At 45.1% G+C, this 18815-nt stretch carries 16 protein-coding genes; all 16 read left to right on the top strand.

Annotated features, from left to right (window positions below; all coding sequences use genetic code 11):
- Nucleotides 1-72 precede the first annotated feature (72 nt).
- The 16 genes from C7T94_RS04740 to C7T94_RS04815 all read left to right on the top strand — a co-directional run bounded on the left by C7T94_RS04740 (nt 73) and on the right by C7T94_RS04815 (nt 18749).
- Nucleotides 73-1332, top strand: a complete 1260-nt coding sequence (locus tag C7T94_RS04740; protein WP_107214079.1) for a nucleotide sugar dehydrogenase — start codon at nt 73-75, stop codon at nt 1330-1332.
- 256 nt (nt 1333-1588) lie between these two features.
- Nucleotides 1589-2725 carry a GDP-mannose 4,6-dehydratase gene (gene gmd, locus C7T94_RS04745; protein WP_107214678.1) on the top strand — a complete coding sequence of 379 codons (1137 nt, stop codon included), beginning with the start codon at nt 1589-1591 and terminating at the stop codon, nt 2723-2725.
- 64 nt (nt 2726-2789) lie between these two features.
- Nucleotides 2790-5300, top strand: a complete 2511-nt coding sequence (locus tag C7T94_RS04750; RefSeq protein WP_107214081.1) for an SLBB domain-containing protein — start codon at nt 2790-2792, stop codon at nt 5298-5300.
- A 13-nt stretch (nt 5301-5313) separates the two neighbouring features.
- Nucleotides 5314-6447, top strand: coding sequence for a YveK family protein (locus tag C7T94_RS04755; protein WP_239494928.1), 1134 nt, complete (start codon nt 5314-5316; stop codon nt 6445-6447).
- A complete protein-coding gene (locus C7T94_RS04760) occupies nt 6440-7696 on the top strand; it encodes a flippase (RefSeq protein ID WP_107214083.1) in 1257 nt (418 codons plus the stop codon). The genes C7T94_RS04755 and C7T94_RS04760 overlap by 8 nt, the downstream gene beginning before the upstream one ends.
- Nucleotides 7686-8816 carry a non-hydrolyzing UDP-N-acetylglucosamine 2-epimerase gene (gene wecB, locus C7T94_RS04765; protein ID WP_107214085.1) on the top strand — a complete coding sequence of 377 codons (1131 nt, stop codon included), beginning with the start codon at nt 7686-7688 and terminating at the stop codon, nt 8814-8816. The genes C7T94_RS04760 and wecB overlap by 11 nt, the downstream gene beginning before the upstream one ends.
- Nucleotides 8800-9879, top strand: a complete 1080-nt coding sequence (locus C7T94_RS04770) for a glycosyltransferase family protein (protein ID WP_107214087.1) — start codon at nt 8800-8802, stop codon at nt 9877-9879. The genes wecB and C7T94_RS04770 overlap by 17 nt, the downstream gene beginning before the upstream one ends.
- A 2-nt stretch (nt 9880-9881) precedes the next feature.
- The gene (locus C7T94_RS04775; protein WP_107214089.1) at nt 9882-10937 is read left to right on the top strand and encodes an EpsG family protein; all 1056 of its coding nucleotides are present in this window, start codon (nt 9882-9884) and stop codon (nt 10935-10937) included.
- A gap of 1 nt (nt 10938) precedes the next feature.
- Nucleotides 10939-11853 carry a glycosyltransferase gene (locus tag C7T94_RS04780; protein ID WP_162618546.1) on the top strand — a complete coding sequence of 305 codons (915 nt, stop codon included), beginning with the start codon at nt 10939-10941 and terminating at the stop codon, nt 11851-11853.
- Nucleotides 11854-12726 (top strand): glycosyltransferase family A protein, encoded by an 873-nt coding sequence (locus C7T94_RS04785; protein ID WP_107214093.1) that lies wholly within the window; start codon nt 11854-11856, stop codon nt 12724-12726.
- Complete coding sequence (locus C7T94_RS04790; RefSeq protein WP_107214095.1) at nt 12723-13814, top strand: glycosyltransferase; 1092 nt, start codon at nt 12723-12725, stop codon at nt 13812-13814. The genes C7T94_RS04785 and C7T94_RS04790 overlap by 4 nt, the downstream gene beginning before the upstream one ends.
- Entirely contained in the window at nt 13799-15133 is a 1335-nt protein-coding gene (locus tag C7T94_RS04795) for a glycosyl hydrolase family 28-related protein (protein WP_107214097.1), read from the top strand. The genes C7T94_RS04790 and C7T94_RS04795 overlap by 16 nt, the downstream gene beginning before the upstream one ends.
- Before the next feature lie 186 nt (nt 15134-15319).
- On the top strand, nt 15320-16408 hold the full coding sequence (locus C7T94_RS04800) for a glycosyltransferase family 4 protein (RefSeq protein WP_204353206.1): 1089 nt from the start codon (nt 15320-15322) through the stop codon (nt 16406-16408).
- Nucleotides 16409-16422: 14 nt separating this feature from the next.
- Complete coding sequence (locus C7T94_RS04805) at nt 16423-17010, top strand: sugar transferase (protein WP_317046906.1); 588 nt, start codon at nt 16423-16425, stop codon at nt 17008-17010.
- A 1-nt stretch (nt 17011) separates the two neighbouring features.
- Nucleotides 17012-17623: an acetyltransferase gene (locus C7T94_RS04810; protein ID WP_107214103.1), complete on the top strand. Its 612-nt coding sequence runs from the start codon at nt 17012-17014 to the stop codon at nt 17621-17623.
- Complete coding sequence (locus tag C7T94_RS04815; protein WP_107214105.1) at nt 17613-18749, top strand: DegT/DnrJ/EryC1/StrS family aminotransferase; 1137 nt, start codon at nt 17613-17615, stop codon at nt 18747-18749. The genes C7T94_RS04810 and C7T94_RS04815 overlap by 11 nt, the downstream gene beginning before the upstream one ends.
- The last annotated feature ends 66 nt before the right edge of the window (nt 18750-18815 follow it).

The raw sequence follows: 18815 nt of genomic DNA on the forward strand, positions 1-18815 counted from the left end.
TTCGAAAACCTCGAAGGTTTAAAATACCCTCTAGGTTTTTAATACTTAGAGGGTATTTTAAAATCTATCAAAATGAACGAAACCCGCATTGCAGTTATCGGTTTAGGTTACGTCGGTTTGCCGCTGGCGCTGGCTTTTGCCGAAAAATATGCAGTTGTCGGATTTGACATTGATCGGCAACGTGTCGATCAGCTTGCCTCCGGTCTGGACCGAACGCGCGAGGTTGATGCGGCTGTGCTACAGCACAGCAACAACCTTCTTTTTACTGGCAATATTGGGGAAATCAGCAACTGCAATGTGTTCCTGGTTACCGTGCCTACACCGGTAGACCGCTATAAGAAGCCTGACCTTGGTCCGCTGCTTGCTGCCAGTAAAATGCTGGGCTCGGTCCTAAAGAAAGGCGATATCGTGGTCTATGAATCGACCGTTTACCCGGGTTGTACCGAAGAGGATTGCGTGCCGGTTCTGGAAAAGAGCTCCGGACTCAGGTTCAACGAAGACTTTTTCTGCGGTTATTCGCCCGAGCGCATCAACCCGGGCGATAAGGTCAATACCCTGCAGAAAATAAAAAAGGTTACTTCCGGGTCAACACCCGATGTCGCTGCGCGGGTTGATGCCCTGTACGCATCGGTCATCACGGCTGGCACCCATCTGGCGCCCAGCATCAAAGTTGCTGAAGCATCGAAAGCCATAGAAAATGCGCAGCGGGATGTAAACATATCTTTTGTGAATGAGCTGGCGCTGATCTTTGACCGTATCGGTATTGATACCAACGACCTCATCGAGGCAGCAGCTACCAAATGGAACTTCCTGAAGTACAAACCTGGCCTGGTAGGGGGCCACTGCATCGGTGTGGATCCGTATTACCTGGCGCACAAAGCAGAGTCGTTGGGTTATCACCCGGAGGTGATCTTGTCTGGCAGAAGGGTGAACGACATGATGGGTATGTTCGTAGCCAGCAAAGTCATCAAATTGCTGATTGCCAGGGGGCAGGTTGTAAAGGATCAGAAAGCGTTGATCCTGGGTATCACCTTCAAGGAAAATTGTCCGGACATCCGCAATACGCGCGTCATCGATATCTATCATGAGCTGAAGCAGTACGGCATGGATGTAGCCGTTTACGATCCCTGGGCAGATGCCGCTGAAGTGAAGGAAGAATACGGCATCAACCTGTTGCCGAAGCTCAATGGAGAGAGGTATGGCGCCATCGTCCTGGCTGTGGCTCATCGGGAATTTCAGGATATTGACTATGCATTCTACCGTCAGAATGGCGCGGTGGTGTATGATACCAAGGCCTGTATAGCACGTCATTTGACAGACGGAAGATTATAAGATGATGCGCTATGAAACCACGCGCGAGATTGGATTTCAAGTATGAAAAGCGGGACTTGCCCCTTTGTGAGCGAACAGCCATTTACGCGCCATCACCCTGCATTCTTGTGGTAAAGGCCACGCTACTTTCTCAGGACCGATTTAGCAGATAACTTCTTATGGGTGTCGCGATTAGTGAAAGTAATTTCGTTTGCATATCCAAATACTGACATCCAGATTATTTTTGGTAATATTGCAGGCTAAAATTATTGATTTGATGAAAGTTGCCTTGATTACCGGAATCACCGGACAGGATGGAGCTTACCTAGCTGAATTCCTATTAAAAAAAGGGTACTCAGTCCATGGAATCAAACGCCGGTCATCCCTTTTTAATACCGATCGCATTGACCACCTATACCAGGACCCACACGAGAAAAACCTTAAGCTCAAATTACATTACGGGGACCTGACCGATTCCACCAACCTGATCCGCATTATCCAGGAAGTCCAGCCTGACGAGATCTATAATCTGGCGGCAATGAGCCATGTGAAAGTTAGCTTTGACACGCCCGAATATACCGCCAATGCTGACGGCATCGGAACACTGCGTATTCTTGAAGCTGTTCGTCTGCTTGGTCTGACAAAAAAGACCCGGGTATATCAGGCCTCGACTTCAGAACTATACGGCTTGGTTCAGGCGGTGCCACAAAGCGAGACCACGCCTTTCTATCCACGGTCGCCTTATGCCGTTGCCAAGATCTATGGCTATTGGATTACGGTAAACTACCGCGAAGCTTATGATATGTATGCCTGTAATGGTATCTTGTTTAATCACGAGAGTCCGCTTAGGGGAGAAACTTTTGTAACCCGCAAAATTACCCGAGCCGCTTCTAAAATCGCTCTTGGCCTGCAAAATTGCCTGTATCTTGGTAACTTGAGCGCGCAGCGAGACTGGGGGCATGCTAAGGATTATATCGAGGCCATGTGGCTTATTCTGCAGCAGGAGCAGCCTGAAGATTATGTGATCGCGACAGGTATTACAACAACTGTTCGCGATTTTGTAAAAATGGCGTTCGCAGAGGTAGGAATTACCCTTGAGTTTAGCGGAAAAGATGAACAGGAAAAGGGGGTAATCATTGACGTAGACCAAGAACTCATTGCAAAACTGGGACTGAATGATGCAAACCTGAAACTCGGTACCGTTGTGGTACGTGTAGACCCCGCCTATTTTCGGCCTACCGAGGTCGATCTGTTACTGGGCGATCCGACGAAATCGAAGACTAAACTGGGTTGGGAGCCTAAGTATGACCTGCCGGCACTGGTGAAAGACATGATGGAATCAGATCTCCAGCTGATGAAAAAGGATGAGTACCTGAAACAGGGCGGATATAAAACTTTGAGCTACTTTGAGTAACAGGATTTCCTGAAAAAGTTTAAACAAATTACAAGTAAGTCTGTTGTACGGACGTTCAAACTATATGAAGTTAAAATCAGTTTTGCTCTTTGTGTGTTTTCTTGTGGCTGCAGTTGTATCGAATTCCGCTATTGCACAAAACACGACAAACTATGCCAACGTAAAGGTTGATGAGCTCTCTGATGCGCAGGTTCGTCAGTTGATGCAGCGTGCTGAATCAATCGGCTACAACGATGCACAGCTCGGACAGATGGCGCAGGCGCAGGGGATGCAAGCCGAGGAGGTGAGAAAGTTGCAGGCGCGGGTCGAAAAATTAAGACAACTCGACTCGGGAGCGCCTGGTTCTGCGCAAGACTCTTTAGTTGCCCGCCCCTCGAGTATTGAAGTAAGCCGGGGCAGAACCTACCAGATCGATTCTGCCGGATTACGGCGGCCAATTAATACTGAAGAGGCCTTATTTGGTGATCTGAAATCAAAAATATTTGGTGCCGAGCTCTTTAAGAACGGGAATATCACCTTCGAGCCAAATTTGCGTTTAGCTACACCCAGGAATTATGTTATTGGTCCTGACGATCAACTGCTGATTGATCTAAGTGGTGACAATGAAGCCAGTTACAACCTGAAGGTAAGTCCGGAAGGCATTATTCGCCTTCAGTATGTAGGCAACATTACGGTAGGCGGCTTAACGATTGAGCAGGCCAGTTCAAAAATCCGCTCGGCGATGGCTGGTACCTATCCTTCGTTAAGAAGCGGTCGTACTTCGGTGGCGATCAATCTGGGCAATATCCGGAGCATCAAGGTGATTCTAAATGGACAGGTCACCAAGCCTGGTACCTATACGCTGTCGTCTCTTTCCAGTGTTTTCAACGCACTTTATGCCTCCGGCGGACCAAATGAGAACGGCTCTTTCCGGAAAATTCAGGTGATTCGTGGTGGACGTGTAGTTTCAACGGTCGACGTGTACGACTTTTTGATCAACGGCATGCAGCGCGCTAACGTTCGTTTGCAGGACCAGGACGTGATCAATATCCCGGTCTACGATACACGTGTGGAGATTGTCGGCGAAGTTAAACGTCCTGCCATTTATGAAAGCGTGGCTGGAGAGTCGTTCCAGGACATCTTGAATTATGCGGGTGGATTCTCAACTGCCGCTTACAAGGCTAAAGTCAAAGTATTTCAGAATACCGATAAAGAACGCAAGATTACAGATATCCAGGCTGAAGATTTCAGAACCTACCTCCCAAAGAGTGGTGATAAGTACTTTGTAGAACCCATCCTCGACCGTTTCGAGAACAGGGTGGAAATTCAGGGAGCCGTGTTTCGGCCTGGATTTTTTGAGCTGGAGAAAGGGCTGACGCTGTCTGCGCTGATTGCCAAAGCTGAAGGCTTGAAAGAAGACGCGTTTCAGAACCGCGGTTATATCAACCGCCTGAACCCAGATAACACGCCTGCGCTGATCTCATTTGACGTTGCAAAAATCATGTCGGGTGCAGACCAGGATATCGTTTTGCAGCGTGAGGATAAAGTTACGATCTCATCAATTTTTGACTTGCGGGAAGAATACAACGTCCAGGTACAGGGCGAAGTACGTCAGCCAGGAACATTCGATTTCGCTGAAGGCATGAAACTGGGTGATGCGATACAGATGGCTGGCGGATTCAAAGAGGGGGCTTCGCCGAACCGGGTAGAAATTTCGCGCCGGGTGAAGAACAGTAACGCGAGCGACTTGTCTGCGCGAACTGCGACCATACTCACCGTAAACATTACGCCTGATCTGAAGATCGAATCGGATTCTGGTTTCGTCCTGGAGCCTTTCGATATTGTGTCTATCAGAAGCGCTGAAGGATACGTGGTACAAAAACAAGTTAAATTAGAGGGTGAAGTATTGTATCCAGGCATCTATACCATTCAACGGAAAGATGAGCGGATTTCCGATCTGATCAAACGGGCTGGTGGCTTAACACCACTGGCATACACCGATGGGGCGTCATTAAAAAGGCCCAGTACCAAGGCTGTTAACAGCAATGACAAAAATGCGATCAACAACCAGGAGGAAGAGCAAAAGAAATTGCTCAACCTGAGACGGTTGAAAGAAGCAGGCGCAAAGGATAGTTCGGATGTAACAAGGGAGCAGCTGCTCATCGAGTCCGATCTCGTGGGAATCAATTTGACCAGGATTTTAGATAATCCAGGAACAAGGATAGATCTGCTCATGGAAGATGGCGACATCATTCGTGTACCAAAGCAACTACAGACAGTGAAAGTAACCGGGGAGGTATTGAACCCGAATAATATCGTCTATGCTCCGGGAAAGAGCTTTAAAGGATATGTTAACGGAGCCGGTGGTTTCGCTTCAAATGCGCTGCGCAATGGCGCTTACATCCGGTATGCAAACGGCAGTGTGGAATCGGCTAGGAAATTTCTATTTTTTAACAACTATCCCAAGGTGAAGCCCGGTGCGGAGATATTGGTGCCGAAGCGGGCCGAAAGAGAAAGATTGACCGCGCAGAGTTGGATAGGGATCGGCACCGCGGTAGCTTCTTTGGGGGCGATTATTGTCAGTTTACTTAGGTAAATAGCAGCGACTTATGGAAATGAACTCAGAGAAAAGATCAGCAGCAGACCTTGAGGGTGTCTCAGGAACGGAGAAATTTTCAATCCGCGAGTTGATTTTCATCGTGGATGCCTGGATATTGTATCTGAGACGCAAGTGGATACTGATAGCGATTTTTACCTGTATCGGTGGAATAGCCGGGTTTTTATATGCCAGCACTCGGAAAACAACATATACTGCTTTAACGACTTTCGTGCTGGAGGCGAATGAAAACTCAGGCGGGCTGATGCAGTACGCGGGTCTGGCTTCTATGGTCGGGTTCGATATTGGCGGTGGCGGCGGTGGAATCTTTCAGGGTGATAACATTATAGAACTCTATAAGTCCAGAAAGATGCTTCAATCTACATTGCTAAGTCCGGTTTTGCCCGGATCTAAAGAACTTTTAATAGATCGGTATCTGACTATGAGCCGGATGCGGGACAATTGGGCAGATAGAGAAGATCTTAAAAGCCTGAAATTTTCACCAATTGAAAACCCTAGGACTGCCGGCGATCTTCAGATAAACAGGTTGCGCGACAGTGTTTTGGATAATGTTGTTACGAAGCTACGACAGCAACATTTGCGCATCAATAAAGTAGATAAAAAGCTGGCGATAATCGAGGTCGAGGTTACATCTGCTGACGAAGTATTTTCTAAATCCTTCAATGATCGCCTGGTCGCCAATGTGAATGATTTTTATCTGAGAACAAAAACTAAACGTTCACTGGAGAATATTGCAATTTTACAGTATAAAACGGACTCTGTGCGCAGCGTGATGAACGGAGCTATTTACTCGGCAGCAACGATCGCTGATGCTACGCCGAATATCAATCCTACTCGGCAGGTGCAGCGAGTCGCTCCCGTTCAACGCTATCAATTCTCAATGGAGACAAATAAGGCAATGCTTGCAGAACTCCTTAAAAATCTGGAAATGGCAAAAATCTCAGTAAGAAAAGAGGCTCCGTTGCTTCAGATAGTCGATGAGCCCATTTATCCACTGCCTAAAAAGAAGTTCAGCGCGATCAAAGGTATTGTATTCGGCGCTTTCGTCATGGCCTTTTTAACAATCATATGGATGAGCGCGAGAAGATTTTACCTAAATACATTAGCATCCGGCTTGCGTGGGTAGGTTGGGAGCACTCAGACAAAACACCATTTTAGTTAATGCTTTTTATCTGGGCATTATCCAGGTGGTCAATTATATATTCCCACTTGCAACAATTCCGTTTCTTATAAAGGTACTAGGAGTAAGTGGATATGGAACGATCGCCTTCTCACAGGTTATTGTATCTTATATCTGCACCATCGCCGACTACGGATTCAATATGTCGGCAACCCGCGACATTTCGGTAAACCGGGGATCGCCCGAAAAGGTTAATCGCATTTTTCACAACGTCATTGCAACGAAGATGCTTCTTGCAATCGGATGCCTAATCCCTGTTGTTTGTGCCATTTTTCTGTTACGCACGTTTGAGGGTTTCAGGGAAGTATATTTGATCACGACAATTTTTGTTCTGGGTCAGGTTATATTTCCATCATGGCTCTATCAGGGTTTTGAAAACATGCGTTCTTTGGCTGTATTCAATTCAGTGTTCAAGTTTGTTTTCACCGTTGCGGTCTTCGCTTGTGTCCGTTCTATTGCAGATATCAGCTTGGTAGCCTGGATGTATGTTCTTGGATCTTTGGTATCAGGTCTTGCTGCTTTCATTTATGCCTATAAAAAATATCGGTTGAGTCCGGTTTGGCCTACCATTGGCGAAATCAGGGAGCTTTTGAAAGGGGGGTTCGATGTTTTTCTTCCATCTTTCTTTTCTAGCGTATTAAATAGTGGCGGCGTATTGGTCTTAGGCTTTTTTTTTAGTGCGACATTAGTAGGCTACTATACGGGGATAGACCGACTTGTGAAAGCTGGTGTGACGCTGCTAAGTACGGTAACGCAGTCCATGTTTCCCAATATAGCTGAACGTTTTACTACGGATAAAGCGAGTGCGGTGGAAAAAATAAAAAGCATAGGAAAAAAAATCGTTATGCTCGTTTCGATAGCCACAATTGTTGTCGGTTTTTTTGCAGGACAGTTTTTGTCTGTGTTATATGACGATTCATATAGAAAATACGGCTACGTACTCATTCTTTTGATGATCTGGTCGCTAATTGCTTTTATTAATAACTTTGTCGGCATTCAGTTTTTAGTTGGCAGCGGACAGGGGCGAATATATAGAAGGGCATTTACCGTCTCTGGAATTACAATGTTCTTTTCACTTGTCGTGATTAAGTTTTGGGATATAAACGGCGTATTGTTTAGTACGCTACTTGGAGAATCAGTGTTGCTGCTATCCATGATTTATTTAATTAAAAGGAATAATTTACATGCTTACTAAAGTATTATTTGTTTTCGGCACGCGTCCCGAAGCTATAAAAATGGCGCCTCTGGTGCACAGCCTGAAAAGTAGGGGAGATATATTTGAAACCAAGGTTTGTGTGACCGCACAGCACCGCGAGATGTTAGACCAGGTACTGACGTTTTTTGATATCGTACCAGATTTCGATTTGAACTTAATGAAACCAAATCAAAATCTGCACAATTTAACTGCAGAAGTCATTACGCAGATCAAGTCAGTCTACGAGTCGTCCCGGCCAGACTATGTAATGGTACATGGCGACACTACCACGTCTATGGCTGCCGCTCTCGCGGCTTATTATTCGCAGATTAAAATCTGTCATATTGAGGCTGGTCTGCGCACGCACAATAAGTTGTCGCCCTTTCCTGAAGAAATCAACCGGCAAATTACCGGGCGCCTTGCCGACCTGCACTTCGCGCCAACGCCCCTTTCTCAACAGAACCTTTTAAGTGAAGGCATTGACCCTACCTCGGTCTTTGTGACCGGGAACACGGTCATTGATGCATTGTTTCTGGCTCAGACCAAGCTTAAAGACTATGAGGATGATGAAATCAGATATTTGAAAGGAATTTTAGATGAAACGAAAAAGGTTGTGCTTGTTACCGGGCACCGCCGGGAAAATTTTGGTGATGGATTCGTGAACATCTGCAACTCGCTTAAAGATCTTGCAGATGACCCGGATGTGCAAATTTTCTACCCTGTTCATTTGAATCCCAACGTTCAGACACCCGTCAACTCAATCCTCAAAAATGTAGAAAATATTCACCTGGTAAGTCCGCTGTCTTATCCAGCTTTTTCATGGCTCATGAACCGATCGCTATTCGTCATTACAGACAGCGGAGGCATCCAGGAAGAGGCTCCAAGTCTTGGCAAGCCGGTCCTAGTTATGCGGGAAAACACCGAGCGTCCTGAAGCGGTCACTGCCGGTACTGTACGCCTGGTAGGAACGAATTATGAAAAGATCACAACAGAGGCGCGAGAATTGCTAACCAAGGGCGAGCTGTACAAGCAAATGAGCCAGGCGCATAATCCCTACGGCGATGGCCAGTCGTGTAACCGAATTCTTGAGGTCCTGATCAATCATGCAGAAAAAAACTAATATTAAAACGATTTTGTTCCTGGCTGAATACCCGGATGCGAACTCCATAAAAGAGGGTATGTCTCAACGTATACACGCCATAGATAGACAGTTCGGTGATTTCGAAAGAATCTATCTGCAGGTTTCACATCGTCTTTTTACGAAAAAGCAGGTGACCCGATTGAGTGCCTCTTCCATCCAATACAAATGCAACGTTTTTTTGCATTTCTTTTTTATCATGCGGCTGCTTGCCGATTCCGGCATCGTCTATTTTCATTCCATTCAGAATGTATTGCCGGTGCTTCCCTGCCTGCGGTTTGCCAAGAGAAATAAATGGATCTTAGACATTCACGGCGTCGTTCCGGAAGAGCACCAACTTGCCGGCGCAGTATTGAAATCAAAGTTTTATAATTTGGCTGAAAGGTTCGTTATTACAAGGCTACACCTGGCCATCTCTGTAACAAACGCAATGACACGGCATTTTCAGAAAAAATATCCTGGGCTGCAAACAGCGTTTGTCACCTATCCGATTCTTCCTTCGAACCTGGCCTCTGCTTCACCACAGGATTTTCCGATAGAGAAGTCGCCGGTCCGCATCATCTATAGCGGCAATTTGCAGGTATGGCAGAATATTCCTGAGATGATCCGACTGATTAAAAGAAACAGTTCGGAGCAATATGAGTACACGATTCTTACAGGGCAGCCGGCAGAAATGCGAGCTGCTCTGGGAAATGAAGGGTTAGAGGATGCCGCAAATATCGAGGTTAAGTCGGTCGCTCCTGAGGAACTCGCCGAATATTACGAGGCAGCCCATTTTGGGTTCGTGTTGCGTGACGATATCACTGTAAATCGGGTCGCCTGTCCGACAAAAATCGTCGAATATATGAATTTTGGCATTATTCCAATTGTAAAAAGTCCAGCCATTGGAGACTTTCTGGAATTGGGGTATGACTATGTGACTAGCGAGCAATTCGATAATGCCAGACTAGAAGGAAGGAAGAGTTTAAAAAATGCTCACATCATTGAGCAATGGCAGGCTGACAGTCGTTCGTTAAACATCAGGGAGATCATCGTTGCCAAATAGGTATGTGGGTATATTATGCTGTATTTATTTGCGCGTTTTTATTAGCCGCTTTTGACGGTTCGAGAAATATTTACCTCAAAATTTTCCCTTTCCTTGCTTTTTCCCTGGTGTTGATTGCAATACCGGGATTCCGGCCAATAGGCGTTGACAATGATAGTATAGCCTATGTCGACATCTTCGAGACGGCGAATACCTTATCGTTCTGGCAAATTATCTCCGGTGATTACTGGCAGAACATAGAACGTGGGTACATGTTCTTAAATAAAGTTGTAGGAATAGTGGGTGGGGACGAACGCGTTCTTTTCATTATCGTAGCTGCACTAACCGGTATGTTGAACTATGGATTCTTCTTCAAGGTATCCAGATACCCGTTCATTTCGTTACTTTTTTACCTGAGCTTCTTTTTCCTGTACAGGGATTTGACCCAAATTAGATATGCGCTTAGTTGCGCCATTGTTTTTTGGAGTGTATATAGCTTTCTGCAAAAAAGAGCTATAACTGGATTGCTCCTGTTGCTGTTAGCTATTTCATTCCATACCACCGCTATCATTATGCTGGTCGTCTTGCCTTTTTGTGCGCTGGTCCGGAACCGCTATTTATATCTTAGCTTTCCCATTCTTGGTCTTGTAGGACTTGTTTACAGTCCGCTGAATTTACTGATCGGTCTCTTTGGAGCACCGGAGCACATGAGCATTTACATGGAAAGTGAAGGCGGCGGCGGATTTATGGTTGGCGCGATCGGGCTCGTTGTGATGTTTATTTATACATTTTACCCTGGCGATTTTGAAGACCGGGATTTTAATTTCGGATTTTACTATAGGCTGTTCGCGATAGGGGTAACGCTGAGCCTGTTTTTCTTTCAGATATCCATCTTTCAACGCTTTTCTTACCTCCTGTTTCAGTTTGGCGTCGTTTTGTTGCCAAATATGTTCTTTAACCTGGAAAAAAAACTCGGCCCTTACCTATTGCTCTTGATCCACTTGCTATTCTGCATTTTTTTCCTTTATTATGGTATCAGGATGATTCACCCTGACCTCATCAGACCTTATGTTGAATAACATGAAAAGTGTACACATTTTAATGGCTACCTATCAAGGTGAGCGTTACATTGAAAATCAAATTTTATCATTGATTGGACAGACCTATACCAATTGGACTTTGTTTATACATGATGATGGGTCGGTCGATAACACAATGCAAATTGTTAGGCGTTATGCAGCAATTGAAAAACGAATTGTCATTATAGATGACGGTATCAAATTGGGGCAGGCTGCTGCAAATTTCTTACACATGCTGCCTTATGCTACGGCTGATCTGATCCTTTTCTGCGATCAGGACGATATATGGTTTGAGAGTAAAATTCAGTGCCTCGTAGAGGCGTTCGACGGAGTTAGTACGCCGCAAGCCGCCTTTTGCAATGGTTATGCGTACTCTGCTGAACGCGGGATCATCAGTGATAACATTACAAAGACTTCTCCTAAAAGCCTGAATGAGCAATTATTTTTAAATGCGGGCATACAGGGGTGTTCAATGATGTTTAACAAACAACTGTTAGATAAGCTGCACCAAATGCCGGCGGAGGTAGCGATGCATGACCATTTAATAACATTATTGGCCATATCGTTTGGCAAACTAGTTTATGTAAATAAGTCGCTCATGCTTTATCGCCAGAGTCATGTGGGTAAAGCTACCGAAGATATCCAGACTGATCGGTATAAGAGACTTAAGTCTATTTTTATCAGCGACATACCTGTCATAGACCAAAAACATTTTAACGCGACAAAAGCCTTTTATGAGAGTTTCGGAGAGCAACTTTCGGAGGCACAACATAATCTTTTTAAGGGTTACTTTTCCTATGCTAGCTCTAAGTCCCTGGTGAGTCGCTTGTCCATTGTACTTAAATATCAGTTTAAATTGTATAACAGTGTTTTTCTTCTTGTGTTGAAAACGATAACCAGAAAGCCAATAAAGTAAATGATAACTGTATTTACACCAACATATAACCGTGCGCATTTGTTGTCGAGGCTGTACGAGAGTCTGCTAAAGCAGAACAGCTCAAACTTTGAGTGGATTATTGTTGACGACGGAAGCACGGATGACACCGACGGCCTCATCAAGATGTGGCAGACGGAGCGTCAATTTCCTTTTAAATTGACTTATTTCAGGCAAGCTAACCGTGGAAAGCATGTCGCCATCAATAAGGGTGTCAAACTTGCCAAAGGTGAGCTTTTTTTTATTGTCGATAGTGACGACTATCTGGCACATGATGCAATTGCGGAAATTCTCAAAAGCTGGAACACATTGAACAGTATTGAAGAAATTGGCGGTGTGGTTGCTAATAAGTGCTATACAGATGGTTCTGTAGTTGGCGAGGAACCTTTCTATTCCGAGTTGCTGGCCTCGCCAGTCGACTTTAGGTTTCGCTATAACGCAAAGGGAGATCGAGCTGAAGTCATACGAACAGACTTGTTCAATAAATATCCTTTTCCGGAAACCCCCGGCGAAAAGTTCTGTCCCGAAGCGCTATTCTTCAACAGATTGAAAGACGTTAGGCTGAACTACATCAATAAAAATCTGTATTTCTGTGAATATCTACCAGACGGCCTGACCGCTAAAATATATCAAATCAGGAAGACGAGCCCTGTAAACACATGCTTATGTTACCAGGAGATGGCCCGTCTGGGCATTCCTTGGATACAGAAGTTTAAGGCGGGTGTGAATTTCTATCGGTTTAAAAGGTTTACTAAGGAAGCGCTGCAGCCTCCGTTCAATTTAGCGATAGTCAATTCAATGGCAAAATTTGCGGCAAATATGATTTTTGTTCTTTCAGATAGACACAAGGTATGAGGTTGCTGCATGTAGCCAACAGTCTGCTCACTGGTGGAGCGGAAAGACTTTTGGTCGAATCTCTGCCCAGATTTTCAAGCAGACAGGGGATTGTCCAGACAGATTTAGCTTTGTTAAACGGAATAGATACTCCCTTCTTTCAAAAATTGCGGGCAAATTTCGAGGGGAGAATCTTTACGTTGTCATCAAATTCCACCTATTCACCTGTTGCAATACTACGGTTAAGGGAGCTGATCCGAAACTACGATGTGGTGCACGTACATCTTTTTCCTGCGATGTACTATGCAGCGTTGGCAAAACTTACCTTGATTGGAGGGCCTAAGCTGATTTTTACGGAGCATAACACCGAAAACCGCCGGGTACAGTCCGCCCTATTCAGAATAGTTGACAAGCTGATTTATAGACAATACGAGATGGTGACTGCAATATCAGAACCGGTCCGATCAATGCTAATGTCTTACAAGCTGCACAATGATGTGCGGATAATTTACAACGGCATCGCCTTAAACAATGCCGGAATAAATCCCCCGGTCGATTTACGCAGTTTATTTGGGGAGGCTAAGTGCTTCACACTGATCCAGGTTTCAAGATTTCAGCCGCAGAAAGATCAGCAGACGGTAATTCGGTCTTTGCTGTATTTACCTGCAGAGGTGAAAGCAGTATTTGTCGGTGCCGGCGAATTGATGGGAGACTGTGTTAGGCTGGTCGAGTCGCTTGGATTACAGAACCGCGTTCGTTTCCTGGGTCTGCGCATGGACGTTCCTGAATTATTAGCTGGGAGTGACGTGGTCGTACAGTCGTCGGTCTATGAGGGATTTGGGCTTGCAGCTGTTGAAGGCATGGCCGCTGCTAAGCCCGTTGTTGCGTCAGATGTGCCCGGGCTTGGTGACATCGTAAACGGTGCCGGTCTAACCTTCAAAAAGGGAGATGCCCAGGAACTCGCGCGCCTCGTACTCAAATTATATTTGGACAAACCATTTTATGATGAGGTGTCGGCGCGATGTTTGTCCAGGTCCAAGAACTTCGATATTGATGTGATGGTCGATAAGATGGTGGAGCTATATTACGAGATATGTCAAAATACATAGGTATGCTACTTCTGTTCCTGGTGCAACTGGCCGGATGTTCGGGCGCCAAAACAGTCGTATTGAACGTCCGGGACTTTGGGGCAAAAGGCGATGGCAGGAGCGATGATTATGCGGCTATAAATCGGTGTTTCCAAACAGCGTTGAAGAGCCCGACCTCAGAAGTCGTTTTCCCATTTGGAACCTATCTAATAAATAAAGAGATTGTTGTCCATTTTGACAATCAGGATATCAGCATTGTCGGACAGCCAAAGAACGGCCAATCGCCCACCATTATTAACCGGGTGCCAGGCTCGGTATTGCTGATTCGCGGATATCTGGGAGACGTATCCAGAGGTATTGTGAGTGTCAGAGACCTCAATTTAAAAGGTAGTTTCCCCTCCTATTCTTCCAACAACAGATTTATAAATAAAGACGAATGGTACGCAGGGTTGGCTGTTACCGATAAGAAAGAAGTCCGCATAGTCAATGTCAATGTGCATAATATTTATGGCGAAGGCATTTATGTGGCAACGACTAAACAGGAGATGATACCGCTAGATGCCAGAACATCCTACTTGGAAATTAAAAATTGCCTGGTTACCAACTGCTGGGGGTATAATCCAAAGCGCGATAGCTATGGAGACGGTATCTATGTATCTAATGTAGCCAGAGGCACGATCAGCAATAATAAGGTGGCCAACAACTTTATGGTCACCCACCAGCTTGGGAGATGTGGTGTTGTGCTCGAATACATGAGTGAAAGTTGCACCGTTAGCGACAACCAGATCTACGGATATGATCGAGGGTTACATATCGAGGCTGACTTTGGCGGTCATCAGATTCTACGCAATGTAATCTCAGGGACAGATCTTGGCATTGCGATTTTTAATAGTCGTAGGGAACGGAATTTGCCGCTGACAATCCAGGAAAATGTGGTCTCCAACGAAGGGCTGCCGTTACGGACCAAATTAGCCCGAGTGCGGGATATCGAGGCGGCAACTGATCGTTCGCTTTTTAATTTTGTGGCACTCAGCGATTCCCGCTCGGGTAGCGCTGTTGTCGACAATGTGTTTAAGGTTGATGGCCGATATGATTACTTCTCCGGCGCCATTGCAAATATCAAGGCAAACGGCGTCACGTTCAGGAATAACTCTTTTTCTTACATTAATAAAAGCAGCCCAGCAAAATCCGTGAGTTACTATAATTATTCTACTTCGATACCTCAGAATGACACCTTCAAAGGTCTCGAGGCTATTCGCTTCCAGCACAAAAGTATTAGTAAGAATACGGTAATAAAACTGAAAGACCGCCTTAATGGGGCTAAGCTCTTAATTGATTAGCATGCCGTCCCGGTCTCAGCCGCCAAAGAATCAAGCCATCTTCGGCTTCGTCAGCGGCATAACGAACAGAATATAGAATGAATAGCAACCAACCACACGGTTTATATGAATAGCCCCCGGAGAAACCATAAAATTATACGTACATCAACGGTAGCCCTGTCTCTGAATGTCTTGTTAAAAGGACAATTGGCTTTTCTCAATAGCGTGTTCGAGGTCATTGCGGTTTCTGGCGAAGGTTCGGATCTGCAAGAGGTACAAGAAAGAGAAAAGGTTGCAGTGAGAGAAGTGACGATGAGTCGAACTATTTCTGTCTTCAAAGACCTTCATTCACTTTGGAAACTATACAGGCTTTTCAGAAAAGAAAAGCCTGTAATTATACATTCAATCACCCCAAAAGCAGGCTTGCTCACCATGCTTGCCGGGAAGTTAGCGGGAGTTCCCATTCGGATACACACCTTTACAGGTTTAATTTTTCCATCCAAAACAGGAGCTTTGCAAAAGTTGCTGATCAGTATGGATAGACTGCTATGCTGGGCTGCAACAAATATATATCCGGAAGGAAATGGCGTTAAAAATGACCTGTTAAAGTATAAGATCACAAAGAAACAACTGAAAGTGATTGGCAATGGAAATGTGAATGGAATAGACACCGCTTATTTTGATCCCAGTTCAATAAGTAAGGAAACAAGGAATGCATTGAGGTTGAAATTAGGCATTTCGGCAAACGATTTTGTCTTTATTTTTGTTGGCAGGATTGTGGCTGACAAAGGCATCAATGAATTGATAGCGGCCTTCAAGAGTTTTGACGCAACCTATCCCTGTAAACTTCTTCTGGTAGGGAATTTTGAGCAGGAGCTCGATCCGGTTCTTCCAGCCGTAGCGGAGGAAATCAAGGAAAATGAAAACATCATACATGTGGGTTATCAGCCAAATGTTCGGGATTTTTACGCGATATCCGACGCATTCGTTTTCCCGAGTTACAGGGAAGGTTTTCCCAACGTTGTTCTTCAGGCCGGTGCTATGTCGTTACCGAGCCTGGTAACTGATATTAACGGGAGCAATGAAATCATTATCCCTGGAGAAAATGGTATCATCATCCCTCCTAAAGATGTGCAGGCGCTACAGAATGCAATGATAGAAATCTTAAGGGATAAGGCCTTGTATTCACGGCTGCAACGACATGCAAGACTGATGATTTCATCACGTTATGAGCAGCCTTTCGTTTGGAATGAATTGGTGAAAGAATATAATTTACTTTTGAGTAAAAAGATCTGATGTATAAACTTTATGTGAAAAGAGTGATAGATTTCCTATTCTCTTTAGTTGGTTTAATGTTTCTGTCGCCGATTTTAATTGTTATAGGTATCTGTTTATTGATTGTCAATCGTGGTTCACCCTTTTTTTTACAACGCCGACCTGGCAAAGATGGTAGGATATTTAAGATTATCAAGTTTAAGACGATGAACGACAGGAAAGATGATACAGGGGTACTGCTTTCAGACCAAGACCGGTTAACTAAATTTGGACTCTTCGTAAGAGCAACGTCTCTGGATGAGATACCACAACTGTTAAATGTGCTGAAGGGAGACATGTCGCTCATTGGTCCAAGGCCTTTGTTAGAGGAATACCTACCTTTGTATGACCTCGTACAAAAAAGGCGACATGAGGTAAAGCCGGGCATTACGGGCTGGGCGCAGGTGAATGGGAGAAATGCAATTTCATGGCATGATAAGTTTACTTATGATGTCTGGTATGTTGATAATTTATCTTTTTCATTAGATCTGAAAATCATTTCGATGACCATCAAAAAAGTACTAATTAAGGAAGGCGTATCCTCAAAAACGTCTGTAACGATGGAAAAATTTACCGGTAACTGATATGCATTTGATCGGCGCAGGCGGACATGCGAAAGTGGTTTTGGAAATGCTTTCGGAGATGGGGATGACCGTACATGGCATATGGGATGATAATCCCAGTGTCAAAAATCTACTGGGCTACCCGGTACTTGGAAGTGTTATGAGCCTGTTGGAAACAAACCCACAGGAAGTGATTGTAGCTATTGGAAATAACGACATCAGGCGGAAGATAGCCTTACAACTTCGTGCGAAGGCAGCTTGTGCTTTCTCAAAAACAAGCTCAATATCCCTGTCAGCAGAGTTGGGTGGAGGTTGTGTTGTGATGCCCAATGCAAGTATAAATGCTGGGACGAGGTGCGGAAGTCATGTCATTGTCAATACAAATGCTTCTGTGGACCACGACTGCCTGCTGGGTGACTATGTTCATATTTCTCCGCAGGCAGGGATAGCAGGCAACGTGGAAATTGGGGAGGGTACGCATGTGGGTATCGGCGCCAGCGTCATTCAGGGACTGAAAATTGGCAAGTGGTGTGTTATCGGCGCAGGTGCTGTTGTATTAAAAGATTTACCGGACTATGCGGTCGCCGTTGGCAATCCCGCGAGAATAGTCAAAACGAATAGATATGCAAAATAAAAAAATATGGCTTTCCTCGCCCCACATGGGTGGTGGCGAACAAAAATATGTGCAGGAAGCATTTGATTCGAATTGGGTTGCTCCTTTAGGGCCAAATGTAAAAGGTTTTGAAAATGACCTGCAAAGTTACCTGGGCGGGGATGTTCATCTCACAGCGCTTAGTTCAGGAACTGCAGCTATCCATTTAGCCCTGAAGCTCTTGGGGGTTGAACAGGGGGACCACGTGATCTGCCAATCAATGACGTTCTCGGCATCTGCCAATCCAATCATATATGCAAATGCCACGCCTGTGTTTGTCGATTCGGAGAGGTTAACATGGAACATGTGTCCTGATGCACTTGAAAAAGCAATCTCAGCATCACACCGAAAAGGAAAATTGCCTAAAGCGATTATCCCGGTGCATTTATACGGCATGCCGGCACAAATGACAGTGATAAACGAGATCGCTGATCACTGGGGTATTCCTATACTGGAAGATGCCGCTGAGGCGCTTGGTTCACACATACAACACAGGAATTGCGGAACATTCGGAAAGTTTGCCTGTCTGTCCTTCAACGGTAACAAAATCATCACCACCTCGGGCGGCGGAGCCCTTGTCTCAAGTACCCGGGAAGATGCAAACAAAGCACTGTTTCTTGCCACCCAGGCGCGCGAAGACCAACCGCACTATGAACACCGTGAAATTGGCTATAATTACAGGCTTAGCAATGTTCTTGCTGGTATTGGAAGGGGCCAGATGGAAGCCCTGGATGCTCATGTTGCCGCAAGACGAGCAAACTGGGCATTTTATAAAGATGCGCTTCAAGATATATCCGAGATAAGCATGCTGGAAGAGCCGGATGGTTATTTTTCCAATCGCTGGCTGTCCTGTATTCTCGTCAGACCATCATCTGGTTTAAACAGGGAGACCATCAGACTCGCACTGTCCGAAGAAAATATCGAGTCCCGCCCGCTTTGGAAGCCAATGCACCTTCAACCAATATTTCAGCAATACCCATTTTATGGTGAAAATATAGCTGAAAGCCTGTTTCAAAATGGATTATGTTTGCCTTCAGGCTCTAATTTAACTGGGGAAGACCTCACCCGGGTAGTTGCGTGTATCAAAAAGTTGTATCAGAGTAACTGACATTTTTAATTATAGGCAGTCGCGAACAAGCGCTTATGACCGTGTTATAAAGTAACGCGTAAATCT

It is taken from the genome of Pedobacter yulinensis (assembly GCF_003029735.1).
GTDB classification, from domain to species: Bacteria; Bacteroidota; Bacteroidia; order Sphingobacteriales; family Sphingobacteriaceae; genus Pedobacter; species Pedobacter yulinensis.

Bases quoted from the DNA above. Each gene is read 5' to 3' on its own strand.
- C7T94_RS04775 (WP_107214089.1), top strand. From the start codon at position 9,882: ATGTGGGTATATTATGCTGTATTTATTTGCGCGTTTTTATTAGCCGCT.
- C7T94_RS04815 (WP_107214105.1), top strand. From the start codon at position 17,613: ATGCAAAATAAAAAAATATGGCTTTCCTCGCCCCACATGGGTGGTGGC.
- C7T94_RS04750 (WP_107214081.1), top strand. From the start codon at position 2,790: ATGAAGTTAAAATCAGTTTTGCTCTTTGTGTGTTTTCTTGTGGCTGCA.
- C7T94_RS04785 (WP_107214093.1), top strand. From the start codon at position 11,854: ATGATAACTGTATTTACACCAACATATAACCGTGCGCATTTGTTGTCG.
- C7T94_RS04790 (WP_107214095.1), top strand. From the start codon at position 12,723: ATGAGGTTGCTGCATGTAGCCAACAGTCTGCTCACTGGTGGAGCGGAA.
- C7T94_RS04740 (WP_107214079.1), top strand. From the start codon at position 73: ATGAACGAAACCCGCATTGCAGTTATCGGTTTAGGTTACGTCGGTTTG.
- C7T94_RS04810 (WP_107214103.1), top strand. From the start codon at position 17,012: ATGCATTTGATCGGCGCAGGCGGACATGCGAAAGTGGTTTTGGAAATG.
- C7T94_RS04755 (WP_239494928.1), top strand. From the start codon at position 5,314: ATGGAAATGAACTCAGAGAAAAGATCAGCAGCAGACCTTGAGGGTGTC.
- C7T94_RS04795 (WP_107214097.1), top strand. From the start codon at position 13,799: ATGTCAAAATACATAGGTATGCTACTTCTGTTCCTGGTGCAACTGGCC.
- C7T94_RS04770 (WP_107214087.1), top strand. From the start codon at position 8,800: ATGCAGAAAAAAACTAATATTAAAACGATTTTGTTCCTGGCTGAATAC.
- gmd (WP_107214678.1), top strand. From the start codon at position 1,589: ATGAAAGTTGCCTTGATTACCGGAATCACCGGACAGGATGGAGCTTAC.
- C7T94_RS04780 (WP_162618546.1), top strand. From the start codon at position 10,939: ATGAAAAGTGTACACATTTTAATGGCTACCTATCAAGGTGAGCGTTAC.
- wecB (WP_107214085.1), top strand. From the start codon at position 7,686: ATGCTTACTAAAGTATTATTTGTTTTCGGCACGCGTCCCGAAGCTATA.